This window comes from Rhodococcus sp. KRD162 (assembly GCF_017168335.1).
Classification (GTDB): Bacteria; Actinomycetota; Actinomycetes; order Mycobacteriales; family Mycobacteriaceae; genus Rhodococcoides.
Window position 1 is genome coordinate 80,335 of sequence record NZ_JABFAU010000009.1, and the last position, 16,285, is coordinate 96,619.

At 65.4% G+C, this 16,285-nt stretch carries 15 protein-coding genes; 11 read left to right on the forward strand and 4 right to left on the reverse strand.

Going from position 1 to position 16,285, the window contains the following annotated elements:
* Positions 1 to 18 precede the first annotated feature (18 nt).
* Complete coding sequence (locus J1M87_RS13890) at positions 19 to 432, forward strand: Rieske (2Fe-2S) protein (protein ID WP_008720941.1); 414 nt, start codon at positions 19 to 21, stop codon at positions 430 to 432.
* Between the two features lie 179 nt (positions 433 to 611).
* Here J1M87_RS13890 and J1M87_RS13895 read toward each other — a convergent pair whose 3' ends face one another.
* Positions 612 to 1,535, reverse strand: coding sequence for a cation diffusion facilitator family transporter (locus J1M87_RS13895; RefSeq protein ID WP_008720942.1), 924 nt, complete (start codon positions 1,533 to 1,535; stop codon positions 612 to 614).
* Positions 1,536 to 1,732: 197 nt separating this feature from the next.
* Here J1M87_RS13895 and J1M87_RS13900 point away from each other — a divergent pair, with 197 nt between their 5' ends.
* The 7 genes from J1M87_RS13900 to J1M87_RS13930 all read left to right on the forward strand — a co-directional run bounded on the left by J1M87_RS13900 (position 1,733) and on the right by J1M87_RS13930 (position 9,930).
* Complete coding sequence (locus tag J1M87_RS13900) at positions 1,733 to 3,757, forward strand: cytochrome c oxidase assembly protein (RefSeq protein ID WP_032373357.1); 2,025 nt, start codon at positions 1,733 to 1,735, stop codon at positions 3,755 to 3,757.
* A 536-nt stretch (positions 3,758 to 4,293) separates the two neighbouring features.
* The gene (locus J1M87_RS13905) at positions 4,294 to 5,088 is read left to right on the forward strand and encodes a M23 family metallopeptidase (RefSeq protein WP_080733228.1); all 795 of its coding nucleotides are present in this window, start codon (positions 4,294 to 4,296) and stop codon (positions 5,086 to 5,088) included.
* Between the two features lie 25 nt (positions 5,089 to 5,113).
* Positions 5,114 to 5,467 carry a BlaI/MecI/CopY family transcriptional regulator gene (locus tag J1M87_RS13910; protein WP_027494220.1) on the forward strand — a complete coding sequence of 118 codons (354 nt, stop codon included), beginning with the start codon at positions 5,114 to 5,116 and terminating at the stop codon, positions 5,465 to 5,467.
* Positions 5,464 to 6,420, forward strand: coding sequence for a M56 family metallopeptidase (locus J1M87_RS13915; RefSeq protein WP_008720986.1), 957 nt, complete (start codon positions 5,464 to 5,466; stop codon positions 6,418 to 6,420). Before J1M87_RS13910 ends, J1M87_RS13915 begins: the two co-directional genes overlap by 4 nt.
* Before the next feature lie 85 nt (positions 6,421 to 6,505).
* Complete coding sequence (ctaD, locus tag J1M87_RS13920; RefSeq protein ID WP_072692203.1) at positions 6,506 to 8,278, forward strand: cytochrome c oxidase subunit I; 1,773 nt, start codon at positions 6,506 to 6,508, stop codon at positions 8,276 to 8,278.
* 91 nt (positions 8,279 to 8,369) lie between these two features.
* Positions 8,370 to 8,963, forward strand: coding sequence for a copper resistance CopC family protein (locus tag J1M87_RS13925; RefSeq protein ID WP_008720475.1), 594 nt, complete (start codon positions 8,370 to 8,372; stop codon positions 8,961 to 8,963).
* Positions 8,964 to 8,973: 10 nt separating this feature from the next.
* On the forward strand, positions 8,974 to 9,930 hold the full coding sequence (locus J1M87_RS13930) for a cytochrome c oxidase assembly protein (RefSeq protein WP_008720478.1): 957 nt from the start codon (positions 8,974 to 8,976) through the stop codon (positions 9,928 to 9,930).
* A gap of 84 nt (positions 9,931 to 10,014) precedes the next feature.
* On the opposite strand, the gene J1M87_RS13935 is transcribed toward J1M87_RS13930, so the two are convergent.
* The 3 genes from J1M87_RS13935 to J1M87_RS13945 all read right to left on the reverse strand — a co-directional run bounded on the left by J1M87_RS13935 (position 10,015) and on the right by J1M87_RS13945 (position 12,922).
* Complete coding sequence (locus J1M87_RS13935) at positions 10,015 to 11,136, reverse strand: M23 family metallopeptidase (RefSeq protein ID WP_230558228.1); 1,122 nt, start codon at positions 11,134 to 11,136, stop codon at positions 10,015 to 10,017.
* Positions 11,137 to 11,375: 239 nt separating this feature from the next.
* Positions 11,376 to 12,134 (reverse strand): DUF305 domain-containing protein, encoded by a 759-nt coding sequence (locus J1M87_RS13940; protein WP_008720482.1) that lies wholly within the window; start codon positions 12,132 to 12,134, stop codon positions 11,376 to 11,378.
* Positions 12,131 to 12,922 carry a DUF3105 domain-containing protein gene (locus J1M87_RS13945; RefSeq protein WP_032373348.1) on the reverse strand — a complete coding sequence of 264 codons (792 nt, stop codon included), beginning with the start codon at positions 12,920 to 12,922 and terminating at the stop codon, positions 12,131 to 12,133. Before J1M87_RS13945 ends, J1M87_RS13940 begins: the two co-directional genes overlap by 4 nt.
* 80 nt (positions 12,923 to 13,002) lie before the next feature.
* On the opposite strand from J1M87_RS13945, the gene J1M87_RS13950 reads away from it, so the two are divergent.
* From J1M87_RS13950 to J1M87_RS13960, 3 genes are all read left to right on the forward strand, one after another.
* On the forward strand, positions 13,003 to 13,314 hold the full coding sequence (locus J1M87_RS13950) for a DUF4229 domain-containing protein (protein WP_008720486.1): 312 nt from the start codon (positions 13,003 to 13,005) through the stop codon (positions 13,312 to 13,314).
* 852 nt (positions 13,315 to 14,166) lie between these two features.
* On the forward strand, positions 14,167 to 14,892 hold the full coding sequence (locus J1M87_RS13955) for a YoaK family protein (protein WP_008720488.1): 726 nt from the start codon (positions 14,167 to 14,169) through the stop codon (positions 14,890 to 14,892).
* Positions 14,893 to 15,870: 978 nt separating this feature from the next.
* The gene (locus J1M87_RS13960) at positions 15,871 to 16,167 is read left to right on the forward strand and encodes a hypothetical protein (RefSeq protein ID WP_008720468.1); all 297 of its coding nucleotides are present in this window, start codon (positions 15,871 to 15,873) and stop codon (positions 16,165 to 16,167) included.
* The last annotated feature ends 118 nt before the right edge of the window (positions 16,168 to 16,285 follow it).

The following is a 16,285-nucleotide window of genomic DNA, read 5'->3' on the forward strand; positions in this document are numbered from 1 at the left end:
CCGAGGGGAGCCTGCTGTATGAGCGAGGACATCCCGGCGCTACCGCGCCGTATTTTTCTCGCTACGAGCTGCGCTACAGCGTGCCTGACTGCCGCCGGATGCAGCGTCGGCGAAGCCCCGTCCGGTGAGGACACCGCTTCCGACGGTCCCGTCACCTTGTCGGTGAACGATGTTCCTGTCGGCGGTGGAATCGTGCTCGCCGACCGGCAGGTCGTCGTCACCCAACCGGAACCCGGTATCTTCCGGGCCTTCTCGGCTATCTGTTCTCACCGAGGGTGCACAGTGAACCGAGTTCGCAACGGCACGATCGAGTGCCCCTGCCACAACAGTGCGTTCTCGATCACCGACGGGGCGGTCATGCGCAGCCCCGCCACCGAGCCACTGCCGAACCGTGCCGTGACCAGAACCGTCGATACCCTCACCGTCGACTGATCCATCACCGGGCGCGAACATGCGAGGTGGACGGGTTCGGGGTGAACGGTCTCGACCGGGCCGATGTGCGGCACTCGAGGACCCACTCTGTGCCCCCACCCGACGGGTGCCGGTTCGGTACATCGCTGCCGTGTCGACGACAGCACAGCGTGCCGATCGCGCACCGGGTCGAGACCTGCCTACCAATTGACCTCTCGGCACCGGCCTTCGCCTTCCCGGGGTTCGACCTGCACAGTGGCGTGTTCGAGACCGAACTCGTTGCGGAGAACCTGCTGCGCTGCAGCGAGCACCCGCGGTGTCTCGGCCTCCGGGGCGACCGTCAGATGCGCCGACGCGACCTCCATCCCCGACGTCAGTGTCCATATGTGCAGATCGTGCACCTCTTCGACATCGTCGACATCGGTCAGGGCCCTTTCCACGGCGGCGACATCAATGCCCGCCGGAGCATGTTGCAGCAGAATTCGTACGGCGTGACGGCCCAGGTTGAACGCGCGTGGCAGGACGAACACGCCGATGGCGACCGCGATGACCGGGTCGGCGTACCGCCACCCGAACAGGACGGTGACCAGTCCGCTGACCAGTACGCCGATCGAGCCGAGCATGTCCGCCATCACCTCGAGATACGCACCCCGAACATTGAGGCTGTCCTTGGCGCCGCTGCGCAGCAGGACGAACGCGATGAGGTTCATCACGAGCCCGAGGGTGGCCACCGCCATCACCGGGACGCCGGGGACCTCGGGCGGATTCGTGATGCGTTGCGCGGCTTCGTAGAGAATCCAACCGGCCACACCGAACAGCAGAAGTGCATTGAACAATGCGGCGAACACCTCGGCTCGGTAGAGCCCGAACGTGCGGGCAGCCTTGGTCGATCGTCGCTGTGCGAGTGTGATCGCCACGATCGCCATCAGCACCCCGAACACGTCGGTGAACACGTGTGCGGAATCGGAGAGCAACGCCAGCGACGAGGTGGACAGGCCGACGACGACCTGCGTCACCAGGGTGACCGCCCCCAGACCGACAGCGATCCACAGTCGCCCGAGGTGCTTACCGGACGCGCTGGCCGGTGAACCCGGCTCTATCCCGTGGCCATGTCCGTGCCCCATCGTTGCTCCTTCGTCGTGTCAGATCCGCAGAACGACAACATATTGCGATATGCGCATACATGCAAGTGTTGAAGGATCATCCGGCGGTGGCTGCCCGGACTCGTACAACTATCATTCGTAGTAGTTCATTGTCGGCGCAGGTCGGACTGCCTCGCGCCCATGCCGGAAACACGATCCACCGGGAAGAGGCGCACACCATGGCCACCGAAGCGGCCCATTCGACCCGCGGCGCAGTGGATCGACGCTCCGGATCGCAGGTGATGGTGCTGTGCGCAGCGATTGCCGCGGTGGTCGCTGCACTGCTCGCAGCGATGTCGACGTCGCAAGCGCTCGTGCTGTTGGGTCTGCCCGATCCGGGCCCGATCACCACGTACGGGATCCCGGCACTGACCGCGATCGGCGAGGTGGCTGCCGTCGTGGCGGCGGGGTCGCTGCTCCTCGCGGCATTTCTCGTTCCGCCTCAGAGGTCGGGTGTGCTCGACATCGACGGGTACGTAGCCGTCCGCACCGCGGCGAAGGCCTCCGCAGTGTGGGCGGTGTGCGCGGCGGCGTTGGTGCCGCTGACACTCTCGGACGCCTCGGGTCAACCTGTCGGATCCGTTGCAGCGCAACCGGTGCAGTTCCTCGGTGCGATCGGCGATGTCGAGGCCTCCACTGCATGGGCCATCACCTCTGCGGTCGCGGCGATCACCGCCGCAGCATGCGCGGCGGTGTTGCGGCATCGATGGACCCCCGCCTTGTTCGCCCTGTCGATGCTCGCGTTGATCCCGCGCGCGGTCACCGGCCACTCCTCGACCGGCGGCAATCACGACATCGCGACGAACTCGTTGATCCTGCACATCCTCGCTGCCGCGCTGTGGGTGGGCGGACTCCTCGCACTTCTCGCTCATGCGCTGCGCGGAGGTGGGCACCTTGCCGTCGCGACCCGCCGCTACTCGACGCTCGCTCTGGTCGCGTTCGTGATCATGGCGGTCTCCGGAGTGGTCAACGCTGCCGTGCGAGTGCCCGTGACGTCGCTGTGGGATTCGACGTACGGCGCTCTGATACTGGCGAAGATCGCAGCTCTGGCGATCGTGGGGACCCTCGGGTGGATACAGCGACGACGAACGGTCCGCGCTCTGGCTCACGACCCCGCGAGGCGCAGATCCCTGATCACGTTGTCGATGATCGAGACCCTCGTTCTCGTCACCACCGTGGGCCTGGCGGTCGCACTGGGCCGCACTCCCCCGCCCCCGCCGCAGGACACCTCGCTGCCCCAGGCGCACGAAGAGGCCTTGGGCTACGTGTTGGACGGCCCGCCCACCGCTGCGCGGTTGGCGTTCGAGTGGCGTTTCGACCTGGTGTTCGGCTCCGCGGCGGTGATCGCGGCCGTCCTGTATCTGGTGGCCGTGCGGCGCCGTCGGCGGGCAGGCCTGTCATGGCGGCGGCGGTGGACAGCGAGCTGGTTGGCGGGTACTGCGGTGCTGCTCGTGGCGACCTCGTCCGGGGTCGGGTTCTACAGCCCGGCGATGTTCAGCGTGCACATGGCGGGACTGACCGCGGTCGCCGTCGCCGTGCCGTTGCTGTTGGTCCTCGGCCGACCGGCAACCTTGTTCGCCTCGGTCCTGCCGACCGCGTCGGCCGCCGAAGCACCGGGCTCGCGCGAATGGCTCCGGGCTGCATGGCAGAGCCGAGCAGCCCGGATCGCGATACACCCGTGGGTCAGCACCACGGTGTTCCTGAGCAGCTTCTACCTGCTCTACCCCGGCGGACTGTTCGACACCGTCGCCGACTCGCATGTGGCACACATGGTGATGAAGGGCTGGTTCCTGACCGTCGGGATGGTGATGTTCTGGGGCACGGTCGGCGAAGACCCGGTACCGAGACCGATCGCGGGACTGACGAAGTTGCTCGCGAGTATCACCGCATTGGCCGGGTTCGCATTCTTCCTCGTCGTGACGATCGATCTCGAGACCGCGCTCGGAGCGAGCTTCTACAGCGGACTGCGTCTGGACTGGAACGCAGACCTGCTGGCCGACCAGCGGCGCGGCGGCACTCTGGCGTGGGGCATCGGGGAGTTGCCGTTGCTCGCTGCCGCGGTTCTCGCCGCGGTCCGGTGGTCGGCGGCCGACGAGAGCGCGGCACGGCAACGAGACCGCCGAGTCGACGATCAAGGTGATACCGAACTCGAGGCGTACAACACCATGCTCGGTGGCCTGTCCTCTCGGCGCGATCACCCCTGATACCCGAAACGCCCAGCCCTGTTCCGGTGCGGATGTCGTAGCCCGGCGGGATGTCGTAGCCCGGCGGGATGTCGTAGCCCGGCGGGATGTCCTCCGAGGACCGTGACCAGCGGTACGGACGAATCCGGGTCGAGTGGGATGGAAAAACTATGCTCGATAGTAGTAACCTGTGGCCTGACCGTCACCATTTCGTTATCTCGAGCGAGGCCACGGCCTCATAGCCACCAAGGATTGTGATCTTGGCCCGACACCGCACACCCGATCCGATCGACGACGACTACGCAGCGCCGGCACCCGGCGTCGCGGTCTCGATGCCCGTCGGCAACAGGCCGACGGCGCTCATCGATCACCCCCGTCATCGACACGCCGGGTTCGCACCCTCGCGTTTCGTGACCGAGTCGCCCGCCGAGACCGTGTACTCCGACAATCGGTCGCAGGACGAGCACACGCCTTCGGCGCAGACGCCCGCACCGGATGTACCCGCTCACGCGGTCAGCGCCGCCTGGGACACCGCGGCCGCGGACACTGCCGCGTCGATGTGGGTGCACGTGGCCGGTCCGGACGAGACGACACACGGCGACGGTGGCCGCGATGTAGTGCAGGCCGTGTCGCGACGTGCTCGCCGCGGACTTCATCGCCGCCGGGTGCCGAAGCCGGGTGGCCGCGCCATCGCTGCGTCGGTCGCGGTCGGTGCCTTTCTGTCCGCGGCAGCGACGTCTCCGAACACCGGGTCGCAGGACAGTGTGGCGCTCAGCGCTGCGAGTATCGATAGCCCTCCCGCCGGCGTCCTGCCGCCGAGCCCGGTCGTCGCCTCACCCCCGCAGGTGTTGCAAATGCCCGATCTCGATGTCGGCCGGCTCGCGCAGCGCATGACCGAGCAACTCGCCGAGGGGGGAGTTCGGGCGGCGGAGCGCGCCGCACGCGATGCCGAGGCGCGGCGCCCGCTCTCGGTGGTGCCGGTGTCGGGCACATTGACCTCCAGTTCTGGGCCGCGTTGGGGGACAACGCATTACGGACTCGACATCGCCAATACGATCGGGACGCCGATCGTATCGGTGACCGACGGTGAGGTCATCGAAGCAGGGCCGGCGCAAGGGTTCGGCCTGTGGGTGCGTATTCGTCAGGACGACGGCACGATCGGGGTGTACGGCCACATAGACCAGGCGCTCGTCACCGCCGGTCAACGCGTGAAAGCCGGCGAGCTCATTGCTACGGTAGGCAACCGAGGCCAATCCACCGGACCCCACCTGCATTACGAAGTGTGGCAACCCGACGGTGCCAAGTCCGACCCGACGGCGTGGCTGTCGGCACGCGGAGTCGATATCACCTGACACGACGAGGAAAGAAGAACTGGCGATGAAAAGGCTCGGTGATCTCGAAGCGGAGGTGATGAACGTGCTCTGGCAATGTGATCGACCGCAGTCGGTCCACGACCTGCGTGAACGCATGGCCGACAGAAACCCCGCCTACACCACGATCCTGACCGTCGTGACCCATCTCCACGAGAAGGGGTGGGTCGAGCGGACCAAGCAGTCACGCGCCTATCTCTACTCGCCCGTGCAATCTCGGGCCGAGGCCACCTCGCAAGCGCTGCGCGAAATCCTCGACACCAGCACCGACTCGGCCGCCGTGCTGATGCATTTCGCGAAAACCGTCACCGACGACGAACTGGACGCCCTGCGGGGGAACCTGCCGGACGCGAACCGGTGATCGTCGCACTGGCATTACTCCTCGCCGCGACCCTGGTGGCCGTTGCCATGCCGCCGCTGCTGACCTCACTCACCCGCACCGTCGGCCCCTCTCTCGCCTTGACCGCTTGGATCGGCAGCATCGCCGGGGTGCTGTTTCTCGTGGGATCCGCGGTGGCGGTGTTGCTCTGGCCCGGCCATGCGCCGGCCGAGGGCATGGTCGAACTCGCCGTCCGCTGCCTGGGCTCGCTGCAACACGCGGCCCAGCCGTGGATCGGGGAAGCGGTCGCCGGGGCATCGGTCGTCCTCGCGGCGTCGGCATCGGCGCGCGTCCTGCGCTCGACTCGCCGTCAGCTTCGAGCGCGGTCCAAAGTCCGCGACTATCACCGCGATGTCATCGCCGTCGTGGCGCGCACGGACCCCGGACCCGAACCGATCATGTGGCTCGACCACCCACTCCCGCTGGCCTACAGCATCGACGGTCGCCCCGGCTACGTCGTGGCCACCGAAGGCCTGCTCGCCCATCTCGATCCCGAACAACAGCGAGCAGTGATCGCACACGAACGTGCCCACCTGCGCGGGCGCCATCACCGCATCGTCAACATCTGCGAGATCCTGGCCAAAGCGCTTCCTCGCGTTCCCCTCTTCGCCGCGGCACCCGCGGCGGTACGGGTCCTGGTCGAGGTCGCAGCCGACCGGTCCGCGGCCGCAGTCACCAGCGCCGACACTGTACGTTCGGCATTGTCGACGGTCTCGCAGGCGCATTCTGCGCGGCCACTGTGGGCACTGGGCCTGATCGGGGACTCGACCACCGAGCGGTTGCATCACCTCGACACGAGCGCGCAAACACCGAGCCGAACCCGAGCGGGCGCTTATGCTGCCGCCGCCGTGCTGCCCCTCGTCGTGCCGGCCGTGTTGGCCGTCGTCTCGCTCAGCGCGGTCTCCGCCGCAGCGTGCGCGGTCCTGCTGATCTGAACAACCCCAAATACTATGCTGCATAGTATTTGGGTTACACTGGCGGACGCGTCCTGTAATTCGCGTGCGACACGAAGGTGGTTCCATGACGGCGCTGACATCTCCTCCGGCTGCGCCGGCGGTTCGCCCCTATCCACCCCGCGGGGCCCGCAAGGGGTCGTTCCTGCACACGATGGTCACCACCACCGATCCGAAGGTCATCGGACTGATGTACTTGGTGACCTCGTTCGGGTTCTTTCTCGTCGGTGGCCTGATGGCGTTGATCATGCGCTCCGAGCTCGCGGTCCCGGGAATGCAGTTCCTCTCCAACGAGCAGTACAACCAGCTCTTCACCATGCACGGCACGATCATGCTGCTGCTCTACGCCACCCCGATCGTCTTCGGCTTCGGCAACTACATCCTGCCGCTGCAGATCGGCGCACCCGATGTCGCCTTCCCCCGGCTCAATGCCTTCTCCTACTGGCTGTACCTGTTCGGCGCACTGGTCACCACCGCAGGTTTCATCAGCCCCGGCGGTGCCGCAGACTTCGGCTGGACCGCGTACACCCCGTTGAGCAGCGCCGTCTACTCCCCCGGTATCGGATCCGACCTGTGGATCGTGGGCCTGCTCGTCGCCGGCCTGGGCACCATCCTGGGCGGGGTCAACATGGTCACCACCGTGGTGTGCCTGCGCGCACCGGGAATGACGATGTTCCGGCTACCGATCTTCACCTGGAACATCCTGGTGACCTCGATCTTGATCCTGCTGGCGTTCCCACTGCTGACCGCAGCACTGATGGGCCTGCTCGCCGACCGTAAACTCGGCACCCACATCTTCGATCCCGCCAACGGCGGAGCGTTGCTCTGGCAGCACCTGTTCTGGTTCTTCGGACACCCCGAGGTCTACATCATCGCGCTACCGTTCTTCGGAATCGTCTCGGAGATCTTCCCGGTCTTCTCCCGCAAACCCATCTTCGGGTACAAGGGGTTGATCTACGCCACCGTCGGCATCGCCGCCCTGTCCATCGCGGTGTGGGCGCACCACATGTACGCCACCGGTGCCGTGCTGCTGCCGTTCTTCTCGTTCATGACCTTCCTCATCGCCGTGCCGACCGGGGTGAAGATCTTCAACTGGATCGGCACCATGTGGCGCGGCCAGGTCACCCTCGAATCCCCCATGCTCTTCTCCATCGGATTCCTGATCACGTTCGTCTTCGGTGGACTGTCCGGAGTGCTCCTGGCGAGCCCGCCCATCGACTTCAACGTCACCGACACCTACTTCGTCGTCGCGCACTTCCACTACGTCGTGTTCGGAACGGTCGTGTTCGCGACCTACGCCGGCATCTACTTCTGGTTCCCCAAGATGACCGGCCGCATGCTCGACGAACGACTGGGCAAGTGGCACTTCTGGCTGACGTTCCTCGGCTTCCACGCCACCTTCCTCGTCCAGCACTGGCTCGGCGCCCAAGGAATGCCGCGCCGCTACGCCGACTACCTCCCGTCCGACGGATTCACCACCCTCAACCAGATCTCGACCGTGGGATCGTTCGTCCTCGGGGCCTCGACGCTGCCGTTCATCTGGAACGTGTTCAAGAGCTACCGCTACGGCGAAGTGGTCACCGTCGACGACCCCTGGGGCTTCGGTAACTCCCTCGAGTGGGCGACCAGTTGCCCACCCCCGCGGCACAATTTCATCGAGATGCCCCGGATCCGCTCCGAGCGGCCGGCGTTCGAGCTGCACTATCCGCACATGGTCGAACGCATCCGCGCCGAGCAGCACGTCGGTGGCCCGCACTCGGATTCGATCGCGCCCTCGGAAGTGATCACCGAAGCGATTGCCGGACCGGACGTATCGAAACGGCCGGACGTCGACAAGTAACACGGTCGACCGACCCCCGTAGGCTCACACCCCCTTACTACTAGTGCGCATAGTAGTAAGGAGAATCAGTACGACCAGAGGAGAACCGAACGTGAAACGATGGATGCTGGTCGCCGTGCTCATGTGCGGCACAGCACTGTTCTCCGCGGCCCCGGCATCGGCGCACAGTGAACTCGTCAGCTCCGACCCCCCGGCCGATGTGACGCTCGAGTTCGCACCGATCGGCGTCGGCCTCAAGTTCAATCAGGACATCAACGAATCGTTCGCGACCATCAGCGTGGTAGGTCCTGGCGATACTCAGTGGACGCAGGGTACGGCCACGGTCGAGGGCCCCGACGTATCGGTCCTGCTCGAGGACGGCCTACCCAACGGGCAGTACACCGTCGGCTACCGCGTCACCTCCGCGGACGGGCACCCGATCACCGGGTCGTACGGCTTTTCGGTCGACGTCGCGGAGACCGCCACCCGCCCGGACGCTGCTGCACAGCAATCGCAGGGCGGTGCGACCTCGCCGGCTCCCTCGACCACGCCGACGCAGGCCTACGATCCGAACAACCCGTCCGCCAGCGAGGACCGGCCACCGAAACAGAACACCATGATGCTGCTCTCCATCGTGGGCCTGACTGTCCTCGGTCTCGCTGCCATCGCCCTGACGTTGGTGATCCGAGGCAAGGACAAGCAATGACAGGGGCCCGATGAACATCGCCGCCGTAACTCCCCCGGAAGGCCCGCCGACCCTGGCAGCGTTGCTGAGCTTCGATCTTCCGCCGCTCCCGATCCTGCCGATCGCCGGCATCGTCATGGCCGGACTGTACTGCTGGGGGCTCTACCGGATCCGCGGCCGGGGTATCGCATGGTCACGGTGGCGGAGTGCGAGTTTTCTGCTCGGCTGCGCGGCGCTGGTCCTGGTGACCGGACTGCAGGTCGAACGCTACGGATACAGCCTGTTCAGCGTCTTCATGTTCCAGCATCTGACGTTGTCGATGACCATCCCACCGTTGTTGGTGGTGGGTTCGCCCGGACGACTTCTGTTGCGTGCCACCGCTCATCACGGAGCCGGGCGGTGGGTACTGATCGCGGCGCTGACGGGGTTGCGTAGCCGCGCCGGGCGCATCGCACTACATCCAGGTCTGACGATCCCGTTGTTCCTCTTCAGCTATTACGGGCTGTATCTGTCGTCGATCTTCGATGTTCTCGCCATCACAGTCATCGGGCACGTATCGATGGAGATCTTCTTCTTCGCCAGCGGGCTGCTGTTCATCATCCCTGTGCTCGCCGTCGGCCCCCTCCCCGTTCGGCAGAGCAATCTGGGCCGGTTGTTCGACCTGTTCGTCGAGATGCCGTTGCATGTGTTCTTCGGTGTCATCCTGATGATGTCGAGCACCCCCATGCTCGCCACGTTCGCCTCCCCTCCCCCGCAGTGGGGTGTCGATCCGGTATCCGATCAGAAGCTCGCCGGGGCGCTTGCGTGGTCCTACGGTGAGCCGGTGGCCCTGCTGGTGGTGCTCATCTTCTGCATTCGGTGGAACCGGGACGAAAAGGAGGAATCGGCTGCCGCGGACCGGCACGCCGAAGAAGACGGGTACAGCGAACTCAACGCCTACAACGACTTTCTGAAAAAGATCGGTAGCGAGACCAGTCAACGGACCTGAGCTGTCGCGGCCGTCCCGCGCTCGGGGACTGCCGCGAGCTCATCGCCTGATCGCGCTTACTGGCAAGGGCCTGATCGGGCGCATTCATCGCGCACGTGTGCCCACCCCGATTCTGGCTCCACGCTCACCGAGCCAGGCTTGCGGATCGACCTTCTGTCCCGCGGGAGAAGTCGCCTCGAAATGCAGATGCGGACCCGTCGAGTTACCGCGGTTCCCGACCTCTGCAATCCGATCGCCCTTACGGACGCGCTGACCCACCGTGACCGAATTTCCGTTGTTGTGCCCGTAGGTGGTGATCGATCCATCGTCGTGTCTGATCCGAACCCACAGCCCGAAGCCCTGTGCGGGCCCGGCGCTGATGACCGTTCCATCGGCCGCGGCGACGATCGGTGAGCCCAGTGAGTCGGCGATGTCGACACCGCCGTGTTGTGTCCCGCTTCGGGTGCCGAAATTCGAGGTGACCAGTCCGCTGCTGGGTGCGACAGCAGACGCAGTACCTCGGGAGGTGGCCGAGCCACCGGACGTGGAACCGCGCTGCTGTGCTGCATCAGGAACAGAATCTTCGGGCGCGGTCGTCTCGGATGCGGGAGGGGTGTCGGTGGTGCCGGGCACGGGCGAATCGCGGCCGGTGTTGCCCGTCACCGGATCCTGTTCCCCACCTCGGTCGCCGTCATGCGGGACTGCGGGGTCGAGGGCGTCGACCTGGAGCGATGCGGCGATACGAAGGGCCAGGAGTGGGTCGAGAGTCGCCAACGGGGCCAGGCAGGACAGGGACTGCGCCGGGGCATTCGAGACTCCACGGGCGATGGCGTCGACGATGCATCCTGCCGACGCGGACACCGGGCCGGCGGTGTCCGCGATGACGCCGCCGGCCTGGGCGGCGGCCCACGTCGAGGATGCGAAGGCTGCGAGGTCTGCCACCGCGATCGGATCGGTACCGATTGTCGCGGCCCGATCGGCCAGGCGGATCAACCGGCTGACGGCGTCGGCGGTCTGCTGACCTTCGACCTCGTCCCCGGACTCCACGGCCGGTTGACCCGGATTCGCTTCGGCTACCGGGGCGTGCAGGAACACCGCACCGAGTGCGGCACCGACGATCACGTATGTCCGCGCACCTCGGCATGCGCGACGTCGCCCGCCGCTCGGCGTCGTCTTTCCCGCGTTGTTCACGTGGTCACCCCACCCTTCTCGTTGAATGCCGGTCACGATCGCAGTGGATGCCGTGTCGGCCGTGGGTCAGTGTTGCGTGATCCCATCGACACCACAAGCCCCTTCTGTCACACTCTCGACTGCATTCGTCGCTGTTTCGCCTATCGATTCGGCGTCGAAAGTGAGTGCTTTGCACAGTAACTCGACGATTCGACGCCTTTTCATGCGTGCCGATGCCGGTCATGGGGGTCATCCCAATCGTTATTACTATGCAACATAGTATTTAGATATCGGCGTCAGCTCTCCGGCAACGGTGAGACCCCGTGTGCGCTCAGCAGGACATCGATCTGACCGACCTCGGCGGTTTGCGCGGAGGCGATCGAGCCCGCGAGCGCGGCGACAGCGGGAACTGTCGCGTTCGCTGCTCCCTGCTCTGCCATCGGGATTCCCCCACGATGGTGGCGGCGGAGCAGTTGTAGATACCGGCCGTCGAATTCTTCGGCGTTCATCCGGCGAAGTGCCGTCAGCTCGGCGGTACTGGCCATGCCGGGCATCGACGTCGCGTCCTGTCCGCTGTCGTTCGCGGACGCGCTCATGTCCATCGGGTGACCCCCTGTCGAGCTGGCCCCGGTCATCCACGTCATCGTCGGGCCGTCGGGCAGATATGGCCTGTCCCACAGTGTCAACCAGCCTTGCATCGTGCCGACTTGGCTCTGCTGCGAGGTCAACACGTCGAAGGCGAGGGTCCGGATGACCGGATCCGTCGAGCGTCCCAACGCCATCGCCGACATCTCGATCGCCTGGTTGTGATGGACCGACATGTCCTGCGCGAAACCCACATCCACCGAATTCGATGCCGGTACGGCCACTCGTGCGCTGTCCGGTGTGAGCAGTACGCCGATGAGGACGCCGGACAGGACGAGAGCTGTCACCGCCAAGCCGATGAGCAGTGCCCTGGGCCTGGATCTGGGTCCCGTTTCCGCGGCGTCATTCTGTGCACTGTCGTTCTGTGCATCGTCGATCTGGGCATCGTCGGCCTGGCCGTGCACGGTCATCGACTCCCCTCCCCCATCGGCGCTGGCGCACTGTCGAGGGCCGGGTCTTCCTCGAGGGGCACCGCGTCCGGTCCTGGCTCGCTGGCGTCGAACGGCGGCGGGTTGTCGGGATCGAACGCGCCGGGAATGGTCGAGCAACTGGCTCCGCTCTCGGGGTGGGTCGAGGGGTTCTGTCGCAGAGCAGCGACGAACTGAGTGATGCGCCGGTCGGAGGCATTGTCGAGCTCGAGTCGATGGCCCCACGACTGCAGCGTGATCGGTGCCGTCAGGCCCGGGTAGGGCGACATCATCGTGTAGGGCTCGCCCTCGACCCGCCCGGCGAGTGAACCGACCTCGTCGGAGGAGACCCGGTTCGGGTCGTACGTCACCCACACCGCCCCGTGTTCGAGCGAATGAACCGCGTTCTCGCTGCGTAGCGGGACGGGGTACACCACTCCGGTACACGTCGCCCAGGTCTGGTCGTGAGGGCCGCCGAACGGCGGACTCTGATCGTAGGCAACTCTCTGAGCTGGTTCGACGTGCCGCGCGGCCGGATACTCGACCTCGACGACGCCGTCGATGCCGCGGGAGGGGTCCGGGTCGTCGGCGGTCGGCGCGAACCGCTCGGCCTGATTGCGTTCGAGGACGCGGGGGGCCAGGTTGTATCCGATCGCACCGACGAGCACGACGATGACGACACCCGCGCCTATCACCGCCCAGGGAGCGCGCACGCCCCCGGGCACTCCGGCTGGGCGTGATCGCCGAGTCGAGCTCCGTCGGCCTCGGGCGGGGTTTCTGCTGCTGTTCATATTGCTCCTCCATCAAATACTATGCACCATAGTATTTGAATCAAGGTCCCAGGAAGCCCCTACGCACGACAGGACGGCCGATGCCGGTGTTCCGCGCACCCTCAACTGCTCGCGGGCAGCTTGCCCTTCATGTGCTGGCCTACAACGGTGCACGCCTGCTCTTCGTGTGTGTCGCCGCAGGAGTGCTTTTGGCCGTCGACGCACTGACGAGCCTTGACATTTCCTTCGTGTTGGTACTGCTTGGCGCACTTGCAGCAAGCCTGCCGCTGTCGGCACTGACCCTGAGGAAGCTCCGCCGAACCATCAATGCGGACATCGAAGCAGTCGATCGCACGCGCTCGATCAAGAAGCGAGGCCCCGCGGCGGGACGACCCGGCACCGACAAACCGTGACGTCGGCGCACGGACTTCGGCGTTGGCGTTGGCGTTGGCGTTGGCGGATCGTCCGTGTCGGTCACTGTTCGCCGACCCATTCGACGGACGCTTCGGCGTCCGGCTCGATGTCTAGTAGTTCCAGGGTGCGGTGCATCAGAGTCTCGATCCGATACTCGAGATCATCGACGAGGTCAGGCACATCGGCCAGAGCGGCGTGGGCACGGCGGCGGGCATCGACACCGATTAGCTAGTAGTCCGAGCCTGGTGCAGCTGACACCGGGTGCGGTGGTGTGCCGGTGACGTCAGTTTCCCGCTCGCCACGACCGCGTCGCCACGACAGGGGCGGGCGTGGATCGCGCCGGGGCAGTCGCCCGGAGCGGTGAGCAGCGATGACCGCCCCGACCGCTACCTGGGGCATCGGGTCGGCGGGAAACGGCACGACCCCACCGGTCGATCGGAACGGCGACGGGGCCTGGACGCACCGGCCACCTGCACATACCGGGAAAAGTCTCCCCCGGTACGTGCTCGGTGAGTAGTAGCGTCGAGGGGTAGCGATAGAACCGCAGGACAGTACGCCAGCGTTCCCACATCTCGGCGGGACGGAAGCCTTCCGACTCATCGGCTGATATCCGGACACTGTGCCGCCCACCGATCCACAGGGATGGAACTGACCACGCGCGGATGGGCCGCGAGTTCGTGCTACTTGAGCACGCAAATTACACCGCTGGGTGGGCTTGTCACCGAGGTCGGCAGACGAGGTGCAGGTGGGAGTTCGATTGCTTCCGAAGGGAATACGAACACCGAAGAACCGCCGAGTGAGCTGCACCTCATCGACTTGCGGCTCCGTACACGGCCGGGAGACTTGGTTGCATGACATCTTCTGTGGCACTCAGCCGCGAAACAGCCGTCGGCGCGGAGGCGCGACTGTCGTGGATACTGTCCGCGCTGGCCGGAATGGTGGGTGCTGTCGCATTTCTGCATTCGGCGGGGTATTTCGTGACGTTCATGACCGGCAACACCGAACGCGCCGTCATCGGGCATTTCGGCAGTCCGGAAGGTAAGCCCGTTGCACCCGGCGCATCGCCGTGGGCGGCGCTGGCTTTGATGGGTGCCTTTCTGGCGGGAGTGGTGATCGCGTCGATCTGCCGCCGCCGATACTGGTCCAATCACCCACACGGAGCAACAGTTGTCACGACCATCGCCCTCGCCGCGGCAGGGCTCATCGATATCGGGATATCCGGCTGGGCGTCCGACGACGTAAATTTCTATCCCATTCTGTTGGTTGCGTTCGCTCTCGGCGCGCTCAACACAGCATTCACGAAACGAGAAGAAACCTACATCCCCCTGAGCTACGTCACCGGCACCGTCGTCAAACTGGGCCAAGGGATCGAAAGACACCTACTGGGCGGCGGTACTTACCTCGACTGGCTTTGCTATGCAATGCTTCTCGGGTCCTTCGCAGCCGGAGGCGCAGCCGGGGCTCTGATCGGTGCCGCGATCACCGGACCTCAAGTACTCCTGGTTACCGCAGCCATCAGCCTGCTTGCAAGCATCTTCACCTTCACTCACACCGAGCGACGATCCCTATGGGGATAGGTCTATTCCCGGCCAGCGAAAACCTACGGGTCCGCGCTCCCGAGATCGTTCTGCTCCACCGGCGGACTCGACCAACAGAAACACTGTCGCAACGTGAATCAATCGGTTTGAGCGTGTGGAGAGGATGTTCGATACACACCATCTCTCGCTTGGCCCTGATCTCTTCGCCAAGGCGTCAGCGATGCCGGTAGTTGCTAGGTGGGTTGGGAGGTCGGTGCCGAAACCGTCAATAGTCGGCGACGCCGACGAGCGAGCTCGGTTTCGCAGCTACGTCGTGCACGGCCGCATCGGTCCCCGTGTGCGATCCGGATCGGAGCCATTGCCGACGACGGATACGGCAGATTCTGGGTCTCCCGCTGTGGACAACCGCGGGTGGTTCGCCCGCATCGCTACGCGTTGGCCATCGCGCTCGGTGGGTCGATCGACGAGTCGGTGAACGCATTGCACATGTCCGACAACCCGATCTGTGTACGAGTGACGCTGGACGAGGCGCAGCAACAGCCTCTTCACGTGGTCGACGGGAACCAATCGCAGAATCTGCGCGACATGGCCGCGAAAGGTCGCGGCGGTGGACGCCGCCGACCCGGGCTTTGGTACGGGCCGGATCGAGCCGCACGGGCGACGCGCGCCGGTTGCGTACGGCGGTACGCCATGGCCGAGACGACGTATCGGTGCAGGCAGCCTACTGAAGAGCGGTACACCCACGCTGTTCTCTCTAGCGTCGACGGATCGCAACCCACAGTCCGCAACGTCGGCAGATATAGGCAGCTCCCCCTGCCAGGGAGTGCAACTTCACGGTCGGGAAATCGCGACCACAGCAGGAACAGGCCGAGGTGCCGTCACTCTCACTGGACAGATTCATGAGCAAGCCCTTTCCGTCGAGAGTGACGGGAGAAGTTCGGCACTCCGTCTCCTTCCGCGTAATCGAATTCTACGACCTGTGCGCTGCCAACTTCAGCACGGATATACCGTGGGTGGATGGAGATCACCCTGCAGTATTTCGACGGTTGCCCGAACTGGACGGTCACTGCTGAACGGTTGCAGCTCCTCGCCGCGGAACACTCGGACGCCGTGCTCGTCTATCAACGCGTGGACACGGTGGACATGGCCGAACAGGTGCGTTTTCGTGGCTCTCCGACCGTTCTCGTCGACGGCGTCGACGTCATGGGCGACACATCCGCCGCAGTCGGTCTGGCCTGCCGTGTGTACATGACAGGTGACGGGCCGGCGGGTGCGCCGAGCATGGCTCAGCTCCGGGAAGCCATCCTCGGCTGACACCCGAATCGGGATACCCCAGGGGGTACTCATTGGTATCGTCGGTGACATACAGTCAGCTGATCGGCATGGTCGACGGGGCACAGCTCCGGAGGCCGGTTTGCTGAAAGCACTGACG

Coding starts and splice junctions, on each gene's coding strand:
- J1M87_RS13890 (WP_008720941.1), top strand. CDS start 19: ATGAGCGAGGACATCCCGGCGCTACCGCGCCGTATTTTTCTCGCTACG.
- J1M87_RS13955 (WP_008720488.1), top strand. CDS start 14,167: ATGACATCTTCTGTGGCACTCAGCCGCGAAACAGCCGTCGGCGCGGAG.
- J1M87_RS13945 (WP_032373348.1), bottom strand. CDS start 12,922: ATGAACAGCAGCAGAAACCCCGCCCGAGGCCGACGGAGCTCGACTCGG.
- J1M87_RS13900 (WP_032373357.1), top strand. CDS start 1,733: ATGGCCACCGAAGCGGCCCATTCGACCCGCGGCGCAGTGGATCGACGC.
- J1M87_RS13905 (WP_080733228.1), top strand. CDS start 4,294: ATGTGGGTGCACGTGGCCGGTCCGGACGAGACGACACACGGCGACGGT.
- J1M87_RS13950 (WP_008720486.1), top strand. CDS start 13,003: ATGCCGGTGTTCCGCGCACCCTCAACTGCTCGCGGGCAGCTTGCCCTT.
- J1M87_RS13960 (WP_008720468.1), top strand. CDS start 15,871: ATGGAGATCACCCTGCAGTATTTCGACGGTTGCCCGAACTGGACGGTC.
- J1M87_RS13930 (WP_008720478.1), top strand. CDS start 8,974: ATGAACATCGCCGCCGTAACTCCCCCGGAAGGCCCGCCGACCCTGGCA.
- J1M87_RS13940 (WP_008720482.1), bottom strand. CDS start 12,134: ATGACCGTGCACGGCCAGGCCGACGATGCCCAGATCGACGATGCACAG.
- ctaD (WP_072692203.1), top strand. CDS start 6,506: ATGACGGCGCTGACATCTCCTCCGGCTGCGCCGGCGGTTCGCCCCTAT.
- J1M87_RS13910 (WP_027494220.1), top strand. CDS start 5,114: ATGAAAAGGCTCGGTGATCTCGAAGCGGAGGTGATGAACGTGCTCTGG.
- J1M87_RS13895 (WP_008720942.1), bottom strand. CDS start 1,535: ATGGGGCACGGACATGGCCACGGGATAGAGCCGGGTTCACCGGCCAGC.